The organism is Sungkyunkwania multivorans (assembly GCF_042675645.1).
Lineage (GTDB): Bacteria > Bacteroidota > Bacteroidia > Flavobacteriales > Flavobacteriaceae > Sungkyunkwania > Sungkyunkwania multivorans.
The window spans coordinates 1,291,630-1,310,686 of the sequence record NZ_JBHTJH010000004.1; the positions used below are offsets into that span (position 1 = coordinate 1,291,630).

At 42.9% G+C, this 19,057-nt stretch carries 14 protein-coding genes and 1 rRNA gene; 10 read left to right on the forward strand and 5 right to left on the reverse strand.

Translation table 11 applies throughout. The annotated features are described in order from the left end of the window. Window position 1: 1 nt before the first annotated feature. Both rplS and ACFQ1M_RS08855 read left to right on the forward strand, forming a co-directional pair. Window positions 2–352 (forward strand): 50S ribosomal protein L19, encoded by a 351-nt coding sequence (rplS, locus tag ACFQ1M_RS08850; RefSeq protein ID WP_386407005.1) that lies wholly within the window; start codon window positions 2–4, stop codon window positions 350–352. Between the two features lie 1,063 nt (window positions 353–1,415). Beyond that, a complete protein-coding gene (locus ACFQ1M_RS08855) occupies window positions 1,416–3,644 on the forward strand; it encodes an NADP-dependent isocitrate dehydrogenase (protein WP_386407008.1) in 2,229 nt (742 codons plus the stop codon). A 201-nt stretch (window positions 3,645–3,845) separates the two neighbouring features. On the opposite strand, the gene ACFQ1M_RS08860 is transcribed toward ACFQ1M_RS08855, so the two are convergent. Further along, complete coding sequence (locus tag ACFQ1M_RS08860; RefSeq protein WP_386407011.1) at window positions 3,846–4,244, reverse strand: TerB family tellurite resistance protein; 399 nt, start codon at window positions 4,242–4,244, stop codon at window positions 3,846–3,848. A gap of 623 nt (window positions 4,245–4,867) precedes the next feature. Here ACFQ1M_RS08860 and ACFQ1M_RS08865 point away from each other — a divergent pair. The 4 genes from ACFQ1M_RS08865 to ACFQ1M_RS08880 all read left to right on the forward strand — a co-directional run bounded on the left by ACFQ1M_RS08865 (window position 4,868) and on the right by ACFQ1M_RS08880 (window position 12,689). Then, complete coding sequence (locus ACFQ1M_RS08865; protein WP_386407014.1) at window positions 4,868–7,846, forward strand: DNA polymerase III subunit alpha; 2,979 nt, start codon at window positions 4,868–4,870, stop codon at window positions 7,844–7,846. Then, a complete protein-coding gene (gene dinB / locus ACFQ1M_RS08870; protein WP_386407017.1) occupies window positions 7,843–9,060 on the forward strand; it encodes a DNA polymerase IV in 1,218 nt (405 codons plus the stop codon). The genes ACFQ1M_RS08865 and dinB overlap by 4 nt, the downstream gene beginning before the upstream one ends. Window positions 9,061–9,496: 436 nt before the next feature. Further along, window positions 9,497–11,872, forward strand: a complete 2,376-nt coding sequence (locus tag ACFQ1M_RS08875; protein WP_386407020.1) for a TonB-dependent receptor — start codon at window positions 9,497–9,499, stop codon at window positions 11,870–11,872. Between the two features lie 4 nt (window positions 11,873–11,876). Continuing rightward, window positions 11,877–12,689, forward strand: coding sequence for a DUF4249 family protein (locus ACFQ1M_RS08880; protein WP_386407023.1), 813 nt, complete (start codon window positions 11,877–11,879; stop codon window positions 12,687–12,689). A gap of 7 nt (window positions 12,690–12,696) precedes the next feature. Here ACFQ1M_RS08880 and ACFQ1M_RS08885 read toward each other — a convergent pair whose 3' ends face one another. Further along, complete coding sequence (locus ACFQ1M_RS08885) at window positions 12,697–13,830, reverse strand: glycerate kinase (protein ID WP_386407026.1); 1,134 nt, start codon at window positions 13,828–13,830, stop codon at window positions 12,697–12,699. Window positions 13,831–13,965: 135 nt separating this feature from the next. Between ACFQ1M_RS08885 and murQ the strand changes: the two genes are divergently transcribed. Then, the gene (murQ, locus tag ACFQ1M_RS08890; protein WP_386407029.1) at window positions 13,966–14,778 is read left to right on the forward strand and encodes an N-acetylmuramic acid 6-phosphate etherase; all 813 of its coding nucleotides are present in this window, start codon (window positions 13,966–13,968) and stop codon (window positions 14,776–14,778) included. Continuing rightward, a complete protein-coding gene (locus tag ACFQ1M_RS08895; RefSeq protein ID WP_386407032.1) occupies window positions 14,775–15,017 on the forward strand; it encodes a DUF6095 family protein in 243 nt (80 codons plus the stop codon). The genes murQ and ACFQ1M_RS08895 overlap by 4 nt, the downstream gene beginning before the upstream one ends. A gap of 3 nt (window positions 15,018–15,020) precedes the next feature. Here the strand turns inward: ACFQ1M_RS08895 and ACFQ1M_RS08900 are convergent, their stop codons facing one another. After that, complete coding sequence (locus tag ACFQ1M_RS08900) at window positions 15,021–15,521, reverse strand: hypothetical protein (RefSeq protein ID WP_386407035.1); 501 nt, start codon at window positions 15,519–15,521, stop codon at window positions 15,021–15,023. 118 nt (window positions 15,522–15,639) lie between these two features. Here ACFQ1M_RS08900 and ACFQ1M_RS08905 point away from each other — a divergent pair, with 118 nt between their 5' ends. After that, entirely contained in the window at window positions 15,640–16,629 is a 990-nt protein-coding gene (locus ACFQ1M_RS08905) for a glycosyltransferase family 2 protein (RefSeq protein WP_386407038.1), read from the forward strand. Continuing rightward, window positions 16,589–17,470 carry a lysylphosphatidylglycerol synthase transmembrane domain-containing protein gene (locus ACFQ1M_RS08910; protein WP_386407041.1) on the forward strand — a complete coding sequence of 294 codons (882 nt, stop codon included), beginning with the start codon at window positions 16,589–16,591 and terminating at the stop codon, window positions 17,468–17,470. The genes ACFQ1M_RS08905 and ACFQ1M_RS08910 overlap by 41 nt, the downstream gene beginning before the upstream one ends. A gap of 16 nt (window positions 17,471–17,486) precedes the next feature. On the opposite strand, the gene ACFQ1M_RS08915 is transcribed toward ACFQ1M_RS08910, so the two are convergent. Together ACFQ1M_RS08915 and rrf are read right to left on the reverse strand one after the other, a co-directional pair. Continuing rightward, complete coding sequence (locus ACFQ1M_RS08915) at window positions 17,487–18,824, reverse strand: amidohydrolase family protein (protein ID WP_386407044.1); 1,338 nt, start codon at window positions 18,822–18,824, stop codon at window positions 17,487–17,489. Between the two features lie 130 nt (window positions 18,825–18,954). Further along, window positions 18,955–19,057, reverse strand: a 5S ribosomal RNA gene (gene rrf / locus ACFQ1M_RS08920); the annotation flags it as partial.

Here is a 19,057-nt window from a genome sequence, read left to right on the forward strand (position 1 = left end):
AATGGAAGCGTTAGTAAAATTTGTACAGGACGAATTTGTAGCAAAAAAAGATTTTCCCGAGTTCTCCGCAGGTGACACGATCACTGTTTATTACGAGATCAAGGAAGGAAACAAGACAAGAACACAGTTCTTTAGAGGTGTGGTCATTCAACGAAGAGGCACGGGTAGCACAGAGACCTTCACCATTCGTAAAATGAGTGGTACTGTAGGTGTAGAGCGTATCTTCCCTATTAACATGCCGGCATTGCAAAAGATCGAAGTCAACAAGAGAGGTAAAGTTCGTAGAGCACGTATCTACTACTTTAGAGGTCTTACCGGTAAAAAAGCACGTATCAAAGAGAAAAGAGCATAGGTATTTACCGAACGAAATTGCAGAGCCCTATCCTGATGATTATCGAGATAGGGTTTTCTTATGAACAATTGTTAATAAACTAGGTGGAAAACTTGTTGATTATTAAGGGGTTGAAAAATTTTGAATTCCCGATTCTTATCCTAAATTTGAAGAAGAATTAACAACCTAATTAAGCAATTGATTAAGGAGTGAATTCGAAAAGAGAACGTTCTTTTATATAGTTGTTCTGTTATGTTGAAATGAATTGCGATCTTGCGTCAGTAAGATTCTCCAAGTTCAACAGTGAGGCGACGAACATATTGTTTCGGCAATATATCAGCGCCACATACTTTTGGATTTAAAAGTGCTATCATTTTTAGTGAAGAAAGTTGGGGGACAACTGGGAAGCATCACTGTCTTGTCTGAATTTCGATTTAGAAAAACAAAATGTTTCCCATGGAAATGGTGCAACTTGAATCGAAAAGAATGCAACTTGCTTGCAAATTGTATTCCGCGCTCAACATCGCGTTGAGCTAGGTCACGCCAAACCATTTCTAAGAAAGCCATATCAAAACAAGCAATTGTAGTGATATGGCTTTTGTTTTTTATCTAGACCTCGCTTTCCATAGGGGATTGAATAAACGAAAAAGCCTCAAGAATTGCTCTAGAACAAGTTGGACTCTACAGAAACAGATCAAAGAGAACTATTAGATTCATTCCGATTATAGCAAACCAGGGTCATAGCAAATGAATAGAATATTACAATGAAGAACACCAGGCCAAAAAGCGCGGTGTTTTTTTGTTTTTGAACCCTATTTCACCAAGACAAAAACCTATTAATGTTGTATATTTGCGCGATTTCGCAGAAAAAAATCCACTCGGTGATCGCGATTTAAACCTGACCGTCTGTCCTCCGTACGAGACTTCGGAAGGCGGGCCCTCAGATAAATTGCTCCATGGCTCCTATCCTTTTATGCAGCCACCTTGACGGATAAAGGCCTCGAAATCAAATTATTTTTTCTAATAAATACGCCTCGGGCTTGCCCAAAGGTAGTTTACTAATTAAAAGATCAAAATAAATAACATGGCAAACAGTCCTAAAATTCTTTATACCAAAACCGACGAAGCCCCGATGTTGGCCACCCATTCTTGGCTACCAATAGTTCAAGCATTTACCAGATCTTCTGGCATTAACTTGGAAACAAGAGACATCTCTTTGGCTGGACGTATCTTGGCCAACTTTCCAAGTTATCTAGATGAAGGACAAAAGGTTGCAGATGCATTGGCCGAATTGGGAGCAATGGCAAAGAAACCAGAAGCCAATATCATCAAATTACCCAATATCAGTGCGTCCATTCCTCAGTTAAAGGCAGCAATAAAAGAATTACAAGGAAAAGGGTTTGCTATTCCCAATTACCCTGAAGAGCCCAAGAACAACGAAGAGAAAGAAATAAAGGCTGTTTACGATAAGATCAAAGGAAGTGCTGTTAATCCGGTGCTTCGTGAAGGGAACTCTGACCGAAGAGCTCCGAAGGCCGTAAAGAACTTTGCTAAAAAGAACCCGCACAGTATGGGTCCTTGGACCGCTGATTCTAAATCGCATGTGGCCACCATGGATAAAGGAGATTTTCGTTCCAATGAAAAATCTGTAACCATCGAAAATGCAGGTTCCTTAAAGATCCAACACATAGCTAAAGATGGTAGCATTACCGTTCTTAAGCCCGATGTTCCTGTCCTTAAAGGAGAAGTGATCGATGCGAGCTATATGAGTAAAAGTGCATTGGTACAATTTATAGATGAACAAGTAAAAGACGCAAAAGCGAATGATGTTCTGTTCTCGCTTCATATGAAAGCAACCATGATGAAGGTCTCCGACCCGATCATCTTTGGACATGCTGTAGAGATCTTCTTTAAGAACGTCTTTGAAAAGCACGGTGCAGTTTTGGAAGATTTAGGTGTTGAGGTCGATAACGGATTTAGCAACTTGCTTTCAAAAATTCAAGAATTACCCGAATCCAAGCGCAAGGAGATCGAAGCCGACATCGAAGCGGCATATAAAAATGGACCTGCCCTCGCTATGGTGAACTCAGACAAAGGTATTACCAACCTTCATGTTCCCAGTGATATCATCATCGATGCGTCGATGCCAGCGATGATTCGTAATTCGGGTCAAATGTGGGATGCAAATGGAAATACCAAAGATACCAAGGCCGTCATCCCCGATAGCAGTTATGCCGATCTATACCAAGCTACCATCGAATTTTGTAAAGAACATGGAGCTTTTGACCCCACTACGATGGGAACCGTTCCCAATGTCGGACTGATGGCACAAAAAGCCGAAGAGTATGGGTCGCACGACAAGACCTTTGAAATTGCAACAGATGGCAAGGTACAGATCGTCGATGCTTCAGGAAAGGTACTCATTGAACATACTGTGGAAGCTGGTGATATCTGGAGAAGTTGCCAAACCAAGGACCTACCGATTCAAGATTGGGTGAAATTGGCAGTGACACGAGCCAGAGCTACAGAAACTCCTGCGGTATTCTGGTTAGACGAGCATCGCGCACACGACGCAGAACTGATCAAAAAAGTGAAGGCCTATCTCCCAAATCACGATACAAGCGGATTGGATATCCATATCATGTCTGTTAAAGATGCTACGGATTATACTTTAGACCGCATCAAAGAAGGAAAAGACACCATTTCGGTGACTGGAAACGTGTTGAGAGATTACCTAACCGACCTCTTCCCTATTTTGGAAGTGGGCACCAGTGCCAAAATGCTTTCTATCGTACCCCTGATGAACGGAGGTGGTCTTTTTGAAACAGGCGCCGGAGGTTCTGCACCAAAGCACGTGCAACAATTTGTAGAGGAAGGACATTTGCGTTGGGATTCTTTAGGAGAGTTCTTGGCTTTGGCTGCTTCCTTAGAGCATTTTGGAGATTTTCATGATAACGCCAAAGCAAAGGTGTTGGCTGAAACCTTAGATGATGCAGTAGAAAAGTTGCTGGACAACAACAAAGGTCCGAGACGTAAGGTTGGACAACTAGACACCAGAGGAAGTCATTTCTACATGGCCAAATATTGGGCCGAGATGCTCGCCGAGCAAAACAACGATGCTGCCCTTAAAGCAACCTTTACCGATGTGGCAAAATCACTGACGGCCAATGAGACAAAGATCACGACTGAATTGAGTGAGGCGCAAGGAAGTCCGCAAGATATCGGTGGTTATTACGAACCTGATGAGGATATGACCTTTGCGGCAATGCGTCCAAGTAAGACACTCAACGATATTATAGACGAGATTGCTTAAATAGCAAGTTGTCTTTTTACATATGATATAAGACCCCAAGCCTGATGCTTGGGGTTTTTTATTTGGCCTTCCTAATTCGTAAAAAAAATTCTACTTTTCTAGGTTTAAAACCCTAGGCCATGATGAGAATGGAGTTTACCTTCAACTTTTCAACTTTTCAACTTTCAACCCTAAACTTTAAACTCTAAACTTTTAACTACCCTAATTATGCTGTGTCTTAAAGATCTTTATCAACACATCTGGCGGAACGACCTTATTCGGATAATCGTCCATCACCTTCAGTACCGTGGTCACCGCTTCCTGACTTAGTCCCATGCGAAGGCCGAAGTTTTTTACTTTCACCAGTTCGAGCGCATCGGTATCTCGATCCACATTCATCATCAATACCAATCGATGAAAATGTAAGATACGGTTGGCCTCTGGTTGAATAGGCACAGGTTTTTGAGGAACATCGTATAACAGCTTCAGATCGGTCTCGGAAATCCCCATCTGATTGGCGACAACCACTAGAAAGCTGTGCTCAATATCTTTGACGCCGTCGGAGACACGTGCCAAGGCGATAAGATCAGACAGCAGACTCAATTTGGAAGGTTTATCCATAGTGTGCTTGAAAATTTTTTGCTAAAGATATTATAATAAGGATAAATGTAGGCGAAGGGTATATTTTTTTGATAACGTCCTAACTTCCCCGCCTGACCGGACGGGCAGGGAGTGAATTCGATAGCGCAACGCGATGGAGAATTAGTATCGAGAAGTACTCGATACCCATCTGCTCCTTTACTATACAACCAGTTCTCGATACACCTCCCTTTGGTCGGCACTCGAACCGACATTTGGGATTCTACTGTCACTTCGAGTGAATTCGATGGAGCAACGCGATGGAGAATTAGTATCGAGAAGTACTCGCTACCTATCTGTTCCTTTACTATACAACCAGTTCTCGATACATTTTTGCTTCGCAAAAACACTCGAACTGACAACTGTCAACTCCAAACTACGAACCAGCAACTCGCAACCTTCAGCCAGTTCTCGATACACCTCCCGTTGGTCGGCACCCGAACCTGCCTGCGGTAGGCAGGCCGACAAATCACAAATCTCAAAATCCAACATTCAACTTCATACTGACAACTGACAACTGACGACTGAAAACTGACAAACTGCAACTACTGAAATTCCACAAGCCAAATCACCTCACCAAAAACCGCCGCAGCTACTTTTGTAGTATGTATCTCAACTCCCTCACCTATTACAGTCTTCGGTATGGCACCTTGAAGCCCAAACGCCTATTAAAACTGGCGCAGCAACATGGCATTACAGCATTTGCACTTACCGATATCAACAATACTTCGGCTTGCTTAGACATCGTGCGCATGGCGCCAAAATATGGGATACGTCCGGTGTTGGGCGTCGATTTTAGAAATGGCGCTCAGCAACAATTTATCATGCTGGCGAAAAACAATAAAGGCTTTCAGCAAGTCAATAGCTACCTTTCTAGCTTTTTACATGATAGTACTTTAGAAATTCCTTCCCGTGCCAAAAAGCTTCCAGATACCATAGTGATCTATCCGTTTAATGGTTTTAAAGGAACAGAACTACAGTCTCACGAGTATTTGGGAGTGCGAATCGGCGACCTTAACCGACTCAAGTTTTCCAAATGGAACGAACGTAAAGAAAAGCTGGTGATACTCCACACCATCCTCTACGAGACCAAACGCGATTTCAACACCCATCGCCTGCTTCGAGCCATCGATAACAATATGCTGCTCAGCAAACTGCCAAAGTCTGAAGAAGGCAGCGAAGCAGATCAGCTTATAGCGCCAAAGGCCTTGGAAGCCGCCTTTGCTGATTTTCCGGCCTTGATCGAAAACAGCAAACGACTACTCGCGTCCTGTACTATCGACTTTGATTTCTCTAAAGAAACACCCAATAACCAAAAGGCCTATACTAGGAATGAAGCCTTGGATTATCGCTTGTTGGAAAAACTCACCTACGACGGACTCGCCTATCGCTTCCCCGATCCAGATGAGGCCATCCATTCAAGGATCAAAAAAGAATTGAACATCATCAAAGAAAAAGGCTTTGTCTCTTATTTTCTGATCAATTGGAAGATCCTCAAATACGCTCGAAGCAAAGGCTATTTTTATGTGGGACGTGGTAGCGGCGCCAACAGTGTCATTGCTTACCTCTTGCGAATCACCGATGTGGATCCGATAGAACTCGATCTCTATTTTGAGCGTTTTATCAACCTATATCGCAAAAACCCACCCGACTTTGATATCGATTTCTCTTGGGCCGACCGTGATGATATCACGCAATTTATATTTAAACGCTTTCGAAATACGGCCTTGATCACCGTATACAACACTTTTAAGTACAAAGCATCGGTGCGAGAGTTGGGAAAGGTCTTTGGTCTGCCCAAATCGGAGATCGATCGGCTGTCACGTGGCGATTATACCTTATCGGCCTTGGACGCGCTTTCGCAATTGGTAGTAAAGTATGCTACCTATATTCAAGGGTATCCCAACTATTTGGGTATCCATGCTGGAGGTATCTTAATATCTGAACGTCCAATACATTACTACACCGCCACCTTTATGCCACCCAAAGGTTTTGCTACCACCCAATTTGATATGGTCGTGGCCGAAGATATCGGGCTCTATAAATTCGACATTCTTAGTCAGCGGGGCTTGGGGAAGATCAAGGATGCGGTGGAAGTGGTGAAGTACAACCATCCCCAATTACCACCCATCGACATTCACGATATCAAACGCTTTAAAGAAGACGAGCGCATCAAAGACCTGCTTCGCAATGCCAAGGCCATCGGTTGCTTTTATGTAGAATCGCCCGCCATGCGAATGCTGCTCAAAAAACTACAGGTCGATAATTATCTCGGCTTGGTCGCTGCCAGTTCGGTGATTCGTCCAGGTGTAGCCAATTCGGGGATGATGCGCGAATATATTCTTCGCTATCGCTATCCCGACCGCCGAAAGGAGGCACATCCGGTCTTAGTGGATATCATGCCCGAGACCTATGGGGTGATGGTCTATCAGGAAGATGTGATCAAGGTAGCCCACTTTTTTGGCGGACTTACCCTTGGCGAGGCCGATATGCTGCGCCGTGGGATGTCGGGCAAATTCCGGTCACGAGAAGAGTTTTTAAAAGTAAAATCCAAATTTTTCAGCAATTGCGCCAAAGATGGGAAGCCCCAAGATATGACCAAAGAAATATGGCGGCAGATCGAAAGCTTTGCAGGTTATGCCTTTGCCAAAGGGCACTCGGCTTCCTACGCTGTTGAGAGTTACCAAAGTTTATTTTTGAAGGCCTATTTCCCGTTGGAATATATGGTGGCAACCATCAATAATGGCGGTGGTTTTTATCGAACCGAACTCTATGTACACGAAGCGCGTATGCATGGAGGTAACATCCTACCGCCATGTGTCAACCAAAGCTATGGACTAACGGTGATTTACAAAAAGGATATCTATCTCGGACTGGGGCTGTTGCATTCGCTAGAATCGAAAACCATTCAGCGTATTCTCAAGGAACGAGAGGCAAAGGGTGTTTTCAATTCCTTGGACAACTTTATAGAGCGCGTTCCCATCTCCATCGAACAGCTAATGATCTTGATCAAGGTGAATGCCTTCCGATTTACACAACGCAATAAACGCGAATTGCTTTGGGAAGCACATATGAAAGTAAATAAGGTCACCTTTGAAGAGTTTCGCCCTACCCTATTTAAAGCAGAAAAAAAAGACTACCAATTGCCAAACCTACCCAACACCCTACAAGAGGACGCCTTTGATCAGATAGAACTCTTGGGCTTTCCATTGACCAATCCCTTTAGTTTATTGTTAGAGCCTTCAAATAGCACTCTAAAAGCGAGGGACCTACATCATTATACTGGAAAATGGGTGTTGATCGATGGTTATCTGGTCACCACAAAAAAGACGAGTACCAACAAGGGCAAACAGATGTTCTTTGGCACGTTCTTGGATCAGGATGGTGACTTTATCGATACAGTGCACTTCCCTCCCATCGCTGCCAAATTTCCCTTTCGGGGGAAGGGGATCTACCGCATCCAAGGAAAGGTATTGGAAGAGTTTGACTGCATCAATATCGAAGTCTCCAAAATGGAACGCTTACCGATCATCGAAGACCCCCGCTATGCAGATAATACCAACAAAAAGAAAATTATAGTATGAGTTTAGATCGATCGATCGTACATATGGACCTCGACACCTTCTTTGTCTCTTGTGAGCGCTTGCTAGACAGCAAACTGATCGGAAAACCTGTATTGATCGGCGGCACTAGCGATCGCGGGGTCGTTGCCAGTTGCAGCTATGAGGCACGAAACTTTGGCATCCATTCGGCCATGCCCATGCGAATGGCCAGACAACTGTGCCCGGAAGCGATCATTGTAAGAGGCAATTCGGGAATCTATACCAAGTTCTCTGATATGGTCACCGAAGTGATCAAGGAAAGTGTACCGCTCTATGAAAAGACCTCTATCGACGAGTTCTATATCGATCTCACTGGAATGGACAAGTTCTTTGGATGTCACCAACTGGCCAGCGAAGTACGCCAACGCATCATCAAAGAAACAGGCTTGCCCATTTCCTTCGGACTTTCAGTAAACAAAACAGTATCGAAGATCGCTACGGGCGAGGCCAAGCCTAACAATCAGATTCGCATTCTGCAAGGTACTGAGAAACCTTTCCTCTCTCCGCTATCGGTACGCAAGATTCCTATGGTGGGTGACAAGACTTTCCGTTCGCTCTGTGATCTAGGAATTCACCGTATTGGTGTCATCCAGCAAATGCCAATGGAAATGCTGGTGAAGGTCTTTGGGAAAAATGGGCAAAGCATCTGGAAGAAAGCCAACGGCATTGATAACAGTCCGGTGGTCCAGTACCATGAACGTAAATCGATCTCCACCGAGCGTACCTTTGACAGAGATACGACCGATGTACGAAAATTGGAATCGATCATCACGGCCATGGCCGAGAATCTGGCCTATCAGTTGCGACGTGGCAACAAGCTTACGGCCTGTATCACCTTTAAGATCCGTTATTCGGACTTCCAGACCTATACCATGCAAAAACGTATCCCATATAGTTCTTCGGACCATCGCATCATTCCTATTGTGATGGAATTGTATAAGAAATTATATCAACGAAGAATGCTGGTGCGTTTGGTAGGCGTACGCTTTAGCCATCTGGTCGAAGGCGGGCAGCAGATCAATCTATTTGAGGATTCTGATCGGGTGCTAAATCTGTATCAGGCGATGGACAAGATGCGCGAGCGCTATGGGGATCGTGCGGTGATGCGTGCTGCAGGTATGGAAGCCAAGAGCATTAGTCGCTGGAATCCGTTTACAGGCGCACCGCCGCCACTATTGGCGAATCGGAGGAGGTGATGGTGAATGAGGAATAGTGAATAGTGAATAGTGAATAGTGAATAGTGAATAGTGAATAGTGAATAGTGAATAGTGAATAGTGAATAGTGAATAGTGAAAAAATAATGGTTCGATGATTCTATGCAAAAAATGGTAAAATCTGAGAAATTCCTAGGGACTTAAACCTAAAGGTCACTTCCCTGCCTGTCCGTATGCGGGGAGCAGATTTTGAGAACGTAGTGAACAAAATTTGTATCGAGAAGTACTCACAAATTAAAAAGGCGTTATGACCACCCATCAGTTCTCGATACATCGCACCAAGGTGCGCCACTCGAACTGACAACTAAAAACATTGATCGATTCATATATTTCAAAACACTAAAATTCTGTTAATCCTTTCATGTCATTATAGGCAACCATCTGCTTTTGTAGTACTTTTAATTCAAAATTGCTTTGAATGATCGACCACCGTAGATTTGTGACACTTGCGCTATTGCTTATTTCTTTTCAAACTTTCGCTCAAGAAAAATTTACCCTTAGCGGTACCATCACCGAAGCGGCCAGTAACGAATCGCTTATAGGCGTCACCATTTTGATCCCAGAATTGAATACAGGGACCACCTCTAACGAATACGGCTTCTATTCTATCACCATTCCTCAAGGCACCTATGAGGTCGTATATAGCTATATCGGATTTAAAGATATCCGCAAAACGATCACCTTGGACCAGAATACCAAAGAAAATGTGGCGCTGCAACCACAGGCCGAAGAATTAGAGGAAGTGGTAGTCACAGATGATATAGAAAAAGTAAGCATCCGCAAACCAGAGATGAGCGTCAATAAGCTCTCTATTAAGACCATCAAACAAATCCCAGTAGTTTTGGGAGAAGTGGATGTGATCAAGTCCATATTATTGCTTCCTGGTGTCACCAATGCCGGCGAAGGCGCATCGGGATTCAATGTCCGTGGCGGTGCCGCAGACCAAAATCTCATCCTACTCGACGAAGCGACCATCTTTAATTCTTCTCATTTGTTCGGCTTCTTTTCGGTTTTCAATCCAGATGCTATAAAAGACATAAAACTTTATAAAGGAGGGATTCCAGCTCGCTACGGCGGACGGGTTTCTTCGGTATTGGATATTTTTCAAAAAGATGGAAACAGCAAAGCCTTTAAGATGAACGGCGGCATTGGTGCTGTATCCAGTCGATTGCTGGCTGAAGGCCCCATCGTTAAGGATCGTGGGTCGTTCTTAGTAGGTGGAAGGGCTTCCTACGCACATCTTTTCTTGAAGCTGGCGGATAATCCTAATCTCGCTTACTTTTACGATCTGAATACCAAACTCACCTACAAGCTAGACGATAAGAATAGCTTGTACCTTTCGGGCTACTTTGGTAGAGACGTCTTTAGCGTGGACGAAAGCTTCATCAATACCTATGGAAATGCCGTCGGCAACCTTCGTTGGAATCATCTTTTCTCGGATAAGCTCTTTTCCAATCTTTCCTTGATCTATAGTGATTACTTCTATGGCCTGGAATTGGACTTTGTTGGGTTTGAATGGAATTCGGGGATTACCAACTTCAATCTGAAGTATGACCTAAAGCATTATATCACCGATAATTTTCAGCTGAATTACGGTTTGAATAATATCTATTATAAGTTCAATCCCGGAGAAATTACGCCAAACAGAGCTGATTCAGGAATCAATCCAGATAAGCTGATAGACAAATATGCGAATGAAGCGGCTGTGTACGTCGATGCCGAACATCGTATCAATGATCGCTTATCATTACAGTACGGTTTGCGTTTTAGCCATTTTACCCGCTTAGGCCAGGATGAGTTGAATGTCTATGCCAATAACAATCCATTGAACTATGATCAATCGCTTGGCATTTATCAAAAGGCTGACCCCATCGGTACGGAAAGCTTTTCTCGAGGCGATGTACTCGAGACCTTTTCTAACTTCGAACCTCGTTTTGCGCTGGCTTATACCTTAAATGAAAATACTTCAGTAAAAGCGAGCTATAACAGACTCAGTCAGTATTTGCATTTACTTTCTAACACCAATGCGCCTACCCCTCTTGATGTTTGGACACCCAGCGGTCCTTTTGTTAAACCACAGATCTTGGATCAATATGCCATAGGGTATTTCAAGAATTTTAAGGATAATGCCTATTCGCTAGAGACCGAAGCATTTTTTAAGACCGTTCAGAATCGAATCGACTATATCGATGGTGCCGACTTGATCGCCAATGACGCCATAGAACAGGTAATTTTGAATGGAGAGGCCCGAGCTTACGGCTTAGAACTTTTATTGAGAAAGAATGAAGGTCGTTTTAAAGGTTGGCTCGCATATACGATTTCTAGGTCGGAACAGCGAACTCCTGGCCGCACACCCAACGAACCTGGCATAAACAATGGCGAGTGGTACAAAACTCCCTTTGACAAGACCCATGATCTTTCCATAAGCGGAAATTATTTGCTAAATAATAAATGGACCTTCAGCTCTAACTTCTTGTTTCAAACAGGGCAGCCGGCCAATTACCCGATTGCACAGTACCAGTTTCAGGGAGTGGTCGTTCCCGATTTTGGTCCAAGGAATACAGAGCGACTTCCCGCCTATCACCGTTTGGATGTTTCTGCCACCTACACACCAAAACCTGAAAAAGCAAGAGGATGGCAAAGTGAATGGGTTTTTGGGATCTACAACATATACAGCAGACGGAATGCCGCTTCCATCACCTTTCGGGAAAATGAGGATACCGGGCGCAACGAGGCTGTTCGCTTTTCCATTTTTGGTATTGTGCCATCCGTGACCTATAATTTTAAATTTTAGCGTGATGAAGAAACTTGTATATATAATACTATTTGGACTCCTTCTCTCAGCCTGTGAAGATGTGATCGATGTGGACGTTTCAAATTCCGAACCGCGTCTGGTGATCGATGCCTTGTTAGTGAGACCGCTCAATGACAATGGTTTTCTTAACTCAAATTACAATATCAAACTTTCGCTCTCCTCGCCTTTCTTTGCTGAGGAAATTCCACCTGCGACCGGCGCAACGGTCTTTATCACCGCCGAAGATGGTACGGAGTATGCATATCAAGACGATGATAACGACGGGGATTATAATCCGGTGAATCCTTTTTCGCTAGAATTTGATATCGATTATACACTGACTGTGATTTATGACGGAGAAACATATACAGCTACCGAAAGGTTAATGCCTACCGTACCCATCGACAATCTGGAACAAGGTGATGGGGTACTTTTTGGAGGTGACGAAACAGAAGTAAAGGTCACCTTTACAGACGAAGCTACAAGAAACGATTACTACCTATTTGATCTTGGTTTTGACCTTTTTCTTCCAAGCGAAGATGAATTTTATAATGGTAGTGAGTTTACCTTCTCTTACTTCTATGAAGATATGTTAGAAGGAGAGGAAGTGAATATTCGCATTTTGGGAATTACTGAACAGTTCTATAATTACATGAACATCCTATTGGTGCAAGCGGATCAAGATGGCGGCGGACCGTTTCAGAGTCCAGCGGCTACTGTTCGAGGTAATATTGCAAATAATACAGATTCGGATAACTTCCCGTTAGGCTATTTTAGTATTTCTGAAGTTGATGATGCATCGATCACCATCCAGTAGTTGAATCTTAGCTACCCAAAAGATTCCGAACCAATTGTTCTGCCTTTTTAGCCACTAATGATTCGGCATGATCAAAACTATACTGGGCTGACTTGGTCGGGTCATACAATTCTTCTGCAGCCGTAAGACCTAAGGTTTGCAAGGTCTCATTTTCTAAACCTAATTTTCCGCAAATCGCTAAAACGGGAATTGCAGAAGCCTTAGCAATAGCAACCACGCCACCTATAAGTTTCCCATAGGCCGTTTGGTCATCGATCCTTCCTTCACCCGTAATAATGGCATCGATATTTTGGGTATTTAATAGTTTTTGAACATTCTTCAATTCAAATATGAAATCAACCCCTCCGATGAATCTGGCATCGAGAAATGCCCTAAGTCCATAACCAGTACCACCTGCAGCTCCAGCTCCAGGTGTATCGGCATAGTCATGACCCAGCTGTTCTTTTACAACCGTACTGATATTCCTCAATCCTTTGTCTAACAATTTGATATCACTATCCGATGCTCCTTTTTGTTTTGCATAGGTAAACGCGGCGCCCTTTGTACCATAGAACGGATTTTGCACATCATTGATCGCATAGAACTGAACATCCTTAAATATAGGTTCTTTGGGCGAAATGATTTTTTCAACAGCATTCAAATTAGCCCCTCTGGGAAATAGTGCATTTCCATCGCCATCTAAGAATCGATAACCCAAGGCATGGGCAATTCCAATAGCTGCATCATTGGTGGCGCTTCCACCGAGACCGATAAAGATCCTCTTTGCTCCTAGTGAAATCGCATGGAGAATTTGCAGTCCCGTCCCAAAGGTCGAGGTTTGCATCACATTTAGTTCTTCCTGTTTCAGCAGCGCCACCCCCGAAGCTTTTGCCAATTCTATATACGCCGTGGATGTTTGTTTGGAGAATAGATATTCGGCCTTAATGGATTTCCCTAACGGATCACGAGTATTCAATGAAATGGTTTCCACCTCCAATGTAGATGAGATCGCTTCCAAAAAACCATCTCCACCGTCGGAGGCGATCACCTCGAACGTTCTTATCGAGTTGTCTACCTGGGCGATCCCTTTTTTAATAGCGTTGATCACCGCTATGGCAGAAAGAGAACCTTTGAATTTGTCGGGGATGATGAGAATGTTCATCTTGTGGTTGGATTATGGGATATTCAGAAATGCTTGGGCCGAATCTGAGATCAAAATGTTTGTTTTAGGTTGGGTCGTGATCGTTAAATATAAACTTTTAAATCCTTATTTTTGAGTTTCAAAACCTACAAACATTTGAATTTCACAAAAACTACAGAGTCCGACTCCATATATAACAATCTTGAAAAGATGAGTGTCAATGAGCTATTGACCAACATCAATAATGAAGATAAGTCCGTTCCACAAGCTGTTGAAAAAAGCATCCCTGAAATTGAGACCCTAGTAGCGGAAATTGTGGCCAAACTCAAAGATGATGGGCGACTTTTTTATATTGGAGCAGGGACCAGTGGACGATTGGGAATTGTAGATGCTTCAGAATGTCCTCCGACCTTTGGAGTTCCTCATGATCTGGTCATCGGATTGATCGCCGGAGGTGATGTAGCGATAAGAAAAGCTGTTGAGTTTGCCGAGGATTCCGCAGAGCAAGGCTGGAAAGACCTGAAGGAGTATCATGTCACCGATCAGGATGTCGTGGTGGGCATCGCCGCCTCAGGGACTACACCGTATGTTATTGGTGCCTTAGAAAAATGCAATGAGCATGGTATTATTACAGGATGTATCACCTGCAATGAGGGAAGCCCATTGGCTTTAACAGCACAATTTCCGATTGTGGTCGTGGTTGGGCCTGAATTTGTCACAGGAAGTTCTAGGATGAAAGCCGGTACGGCACAAAAGCTAGTGCTTAACATGATCTCAACTACCACCATGATTCAATTGGGACGAGTTAAGGGCAACAAAATGGTAGATATGCAACTCAGCAACAACAAACTCGTCGAAAGAGGAATAAAGATGATCATGCAAGAGATAGGGGTCGAAAGGACGATCGCTAAAAAACTACTGGAAGAATATAAAAGTGTTAGAGCCGCCATTGATAATTATACCAAATGAATCAAAGACATACAGATAAGGAATTATTGGTGAAGGGATTGAAACGAATGGCATTGACCTTGATTTTGATGTTCATTGGTCCGGTGGTGGTTCATTCTAGCTTCGAAAATCAAGACAAGCCCTTATACTACCCTGTCCTTATCATTGGTATCACCATTTGCATTACCGCAATAGTAATGGGCTTCAAAGGCATCAAAATCATCATGGATGCCGTCTTTGGTAAAAAAATAAAGCGGTGAGAACTAGTTGGATGTGAATCCAACGGGTGTGGTCGGGTTATATCCAAAGCTTTGGTCGTCGAAAGCAATGTTCAATGCATCCAGAATATAATTGATGATAGCGTAATGGTGAATGGTATGGCTATTTGCCTGTGCCAGCAACGCACCTAATGTATAATTCACGGTCATCTTTCCTTGGCCCAGATCGTCGACAACAGCAAGGCGCTTGTCGGCTTCATATTCGATATTTTCCAAGGATTTTAAAATCCTTTCAACATTGGAGATCGCATAAGCACAATCTTCTTGCACGCGAAGATCTCTCTTCCTGGCTGTAAGATCAATCAATTCGTTAGGTAGACCATGTATTATACAGTCATAAAAGTCTAGAATATGTCTTATATGAGAGCCGACACAAGAATAATAAGGAGATACCGAAGCATCACATAGTTGTTCATCCTTTAAATGCTGCAGCAAATCTTTGGATTTGGACAAAGTGGAGATGGTGGCGGCAAGAATCTGGTTCATTTAGACTTGTTTAATCAAATATAACAATTAAAAATATATCCTTCTTAGTCCTCTATCACTTGAAATCTTACAGCTAGTCCACAAAAAATTGCGATATTTGACCAAACAAAACTCTTCTATGTCAAAGAATGCTCAAGACTACGGTTTCCTCTCTATCATCATACCAGTATTTAATGAGGAGGATAATGTAGGATTGCTGGCGGAAGCCGTTGATAATGCCTTAAAGGGATTCGAATACGAGATCATTTATATCGATGATTGCTCTACAGATGATACCCGAAAAAATATCAAAGCACTAAAAAATCCTCGAGTAAAGTTGGTCGAGTTGAAAAAGAACTACGGGCAGAGCATGGCGTTGGCTGCGGGCATCGATGTTGCTAAGGGAGATTTTGTGATCACCATGGATGGGGATCTGCAAAACGATCCAACCGATATTCCCATGATGCTTCAAAAAGCAGTGGAAGAGGATTGGGACGTGGTGACTGGAATCCGACAAAAGCGGAAGGATAACTTTATCCGAACCATCCCGTCTAAGATCGCGAACTTCATCATAAGACGTGCTACCAACCTAGATCTTAAGGATCAAGGCTGCGCGTTAAAGATCTTTAACAAAGAAACCGCGAAAGGATTGAATTTGTATGGCGAGATGCATCGCTTTATCAATTTGGTATCCTTCCTAGACGGCGCAAGAATTACACAAGTACCTGTAAAGCACCATGCAAGACGTTATGGTGTTTCCAAATATGGACTAGGAAGAACATTTAAGGTGGTCAATGACCTGCTGCTTATTCTATTCCAAAGAAAATATCTTCAAAAACCGATCTATCTTTTTGGTAATATAGGTCTCGTTATCTTCGCATTAGGGATGTTGATCAACGTTTATCTTCTTGTCTTAAAGATCCTTGGCTACGAAATAGGCGGTCGACCACTTTTGATACTTGGAGTCATCCTTGTCGTTGTAGGAATTCAATTCTTTACCATGGGAATCGTTACCGATCTACTGATGCGTACCTATTTTGAATCACAACGTAAACGTCCATACAAAATCCGAAAAATCACCACCACCAGTGAGTCCAAAACTGAAGAAGTCATTAACCACGCTGGTTAAGATAGGGGTTAGTATTTTACTGCTCTACTTGGTATTTACTAACATTGATTCTAAAAAGCTCTGGCAAGCATATAAGACTTCAAATCTCGTTTATATTGGTTTGGCCTTGGTTTTATTTGTTCTATCACAAGTCGTCTCTTCCTTTAGGTTGAACTATCTGCTGCATAGCGAGAAGATGTTTCTGGCACATCGTAGCAATATAAAACTATATCTTTTGGGGATGTTCTATAATTTCTTTATTCCTGGCGGAATTGGTGGCGATGCATATAAGGTCTATCTGTTGAATAAAAATTTTGGATGGAAAACAAAGAGCTTGGTCAAGACCTTGTTCCTCGACCGAGCGATAGGTCTTGGCGCACTGCTAGCCATTGCTGTGTTGGCGCTCTATGAAATTCCATTTTTTGAAGGTAAGGTGATATGGTTAATTCTTGCCTTCGCAATTATCTCCATCCTTGGCTATTATATTTTAAAACTCATTTTCAAAAAAGGTGATATCTACTGGAAGACCTATGGCTATTCGTTATGTATACAGGGGTTGCAAATAGCATCGGTCATTGCTATCATCAAGGCACTTGGAATCGATCATGATCTTTTGCAATTCGTTTTGATCTTTTTGATATCTTCTGCCCTCTCCGTACTATCCTTTGCTGGTATCGGCGTAAGAGAGTTCATTTTCAAATATGCTGCAGAATATGTCGCTATAGACACCGAGATCTCGGTAGTGATCGCATTATGGTTTTCGATCATCACTGCCGTCGTATCACTTTTTGGAATTTATTACCTTTTCAATACCTTAGTGCCATCCCTCCAATCAAGATCATTAGAAGAAATCAAAGATTGAAATAAAGATATGGTCCCTATTTATAGCGTTTTCCTTTTTTAATGACGATATCTACATCTTGAAGCAACGATATGTAGCGCAAGACATCACCTTTCACGGCAATGATATCAGCTTGCTTTCCAGGTGTGACCGTTCCAACCCTATCCGCCACACCCATCCAGAGCGCTGGCCAATAGGTAGCCGAACGTATAGCATACATGGGGTCTATTCCAAATTCGTTGACCCATACATCTAGTTCGTGCCAAGTAGATTGACTATGGAATTTCATCGGAATACCGCTATCTGTACCTATGAGTAAAACAACACCAGCATCCAACAGCTGGTGGATCTTGGTTTTTAAGGTTGGCTTTCGTGAAGGTGTAAGCTGAAAGTAAGGAAGGCGGTCGGGATGCTTTATGCTGTTTTTGATATCCGTTATAACACTATCTGGTAAACCCAAATGCCAAGAATTATTGTCCAATTGCTCTGGATTATCCCTCACATATTCATAATTATATAAGCCCTCTACCGTAGGACACCAGAATAACGGTCCCTTATTCATTTGAGCGGTACGTTCCTTGATCATTTCAATGACATCATCCGGATATCTCGGCGCGGATGATAGTCCGGTATGTTCAAAACAATCCACGCCTACCTTTAATCCTCTTCGAATTTCTTCGGGTCGATGTCCATGAGCAACTACTTTCAAATTGTTATGATGGGCTTCATCCACGACAGCCTTCAATTCTTCCATGGTCATTTGATCCTGATCTACCAACTTTATACAATCGACGCCGGCCTTTGCTAATTTTCTTACTTTTCGCTTGCCGTCTTCAGGGCTATCCACTCCCCATCGAAATGCTTCCGTTCCAGGATATGGCTTATGTTGGATAAATGGCCCTGATATGTATAAGGTAGCACCATCGATTCTTCCTTGATCTATTCGGTCTCGTACAGAAATAATATCATTCAAAGGAGCCCCTAGATCTCTGGCACTGGTCACACCTGCCAGTAACAGCTGCTTGGCAGAAGATGGCATAATAACATCTCTGAATAATGGTGGGTATTTTTTATCCCAGTATGAATAATCGGCATGGCCGTTGATCATCGTATGAACGTGCATATCCCATAATCCAGGCAGTACAGTCATTCCTTCTGTGGAAATAATTTCAGCATCTTCAGGTATTGGAATATTACCGATAGAACCAACTTCTTTGATAGTTTCGCCTTCAATGATGACCACACTGTTTTTTAAGGGAGTTGAACCATATCCATCGATAAGTGTTCCTCCTACAAACGCTTTTACTTTTGTTGTTTGTGACCAGCTGACAATCGCCGAAAAAAGAAGGGAGATGGTTATAATATATTTAAACACGATTTCAGTTGATTGGTTTTTTATAAAGATACTAAAAACCGATCCTCTTAATGGAAGTAATTATATAAGGAAGATTGAAACACTAAAAAATAAAAAAGCACCTACCATTTTCATGACAGATGCTTCTCAAAGAAGGCGGCGACCTACTCTCCCACCATGTAGGCAGTACCATCGGCGCTGGCGGGCTTAACTGCCCTGTTCGGGATGGGAAGGGGTGAGCCCCGCCGCCATCG

Coding starts and splice junctions, on each gene's coding strand:
- ACFQ1M_RS08860 (WP_386407011.1), bottom strand. CDS start 4,244: ATGGATAAACCTTCCAAATTGAGTCTGCTGTCTGATCTTATCGCCTTG.
- ACFQ1M_RS08905 (WP_386407038.1), top strand. CDS start 15,640: ATGTCAAAGAATGCTCAAGACTACGGTTTCCTCTCTATCATCATACCA.
- ACFQ1M_RS08865 (WP_386407014.1), top strand. CDS start 4,868: ATGTATCTCAACTCCCTCACCTATTACAGTCTTCGGTATGGCACCTTG.
- ACFQ1M_RS08885 (WP_386407026.1), bottom strand. CDS start 13,830: ATGAACATTCTCATCATCCCCGACAAATTCAAAGGTTCTCTTTCTGCC.
- ACFQ1M_RS08895 (WP_386407032.1), top strand. CDS start 14,775: ATGAATCAAAGACATACAGATAAGGAATTATTGGTGAAGGGATTGAAA.
- dinB (WP_386407017.1), top strand. CDS start 7,843: ATGAGTTTAGATCGATCGATCGTACATATGGACCTCGACACCTTCTTT.
- ACFQ1M_RS08875 (WP_386407020.1), top strand. CDS start 9,497: ATGATCGACCACCGTAGATTTGTGACACTTGCGCTATTGCTTATTTCT.
- ACFQ1M_RS08880 (WP_386407023.1), top strand. CDS start 11,877: ATGAAGAAACTTGTATATATAATACTATTTGGACTCCTTCTCTCAGCC.
- ACFQ1M_RS08900 (WP_386407035.1), bottom strand. CDS start 15,521: ATGAACCAGATTCTTGCCGCCACCATCTCCACTTTGTCCAAATCCAAA.
- ACFQ1M_RS08855 (WP_386407008.1), top strand. CDS start 1,416: ATGGCAAACAGTCCTAAAATTCTTTATACCAAAACCGACGAAGCCCCG.
- rplS (WP_386407005.1), top strand. CDS start 2: ATGGAAGCGTTAGTAAAATTTGTACAGGACGAATTTGTAGCAAAAAAA.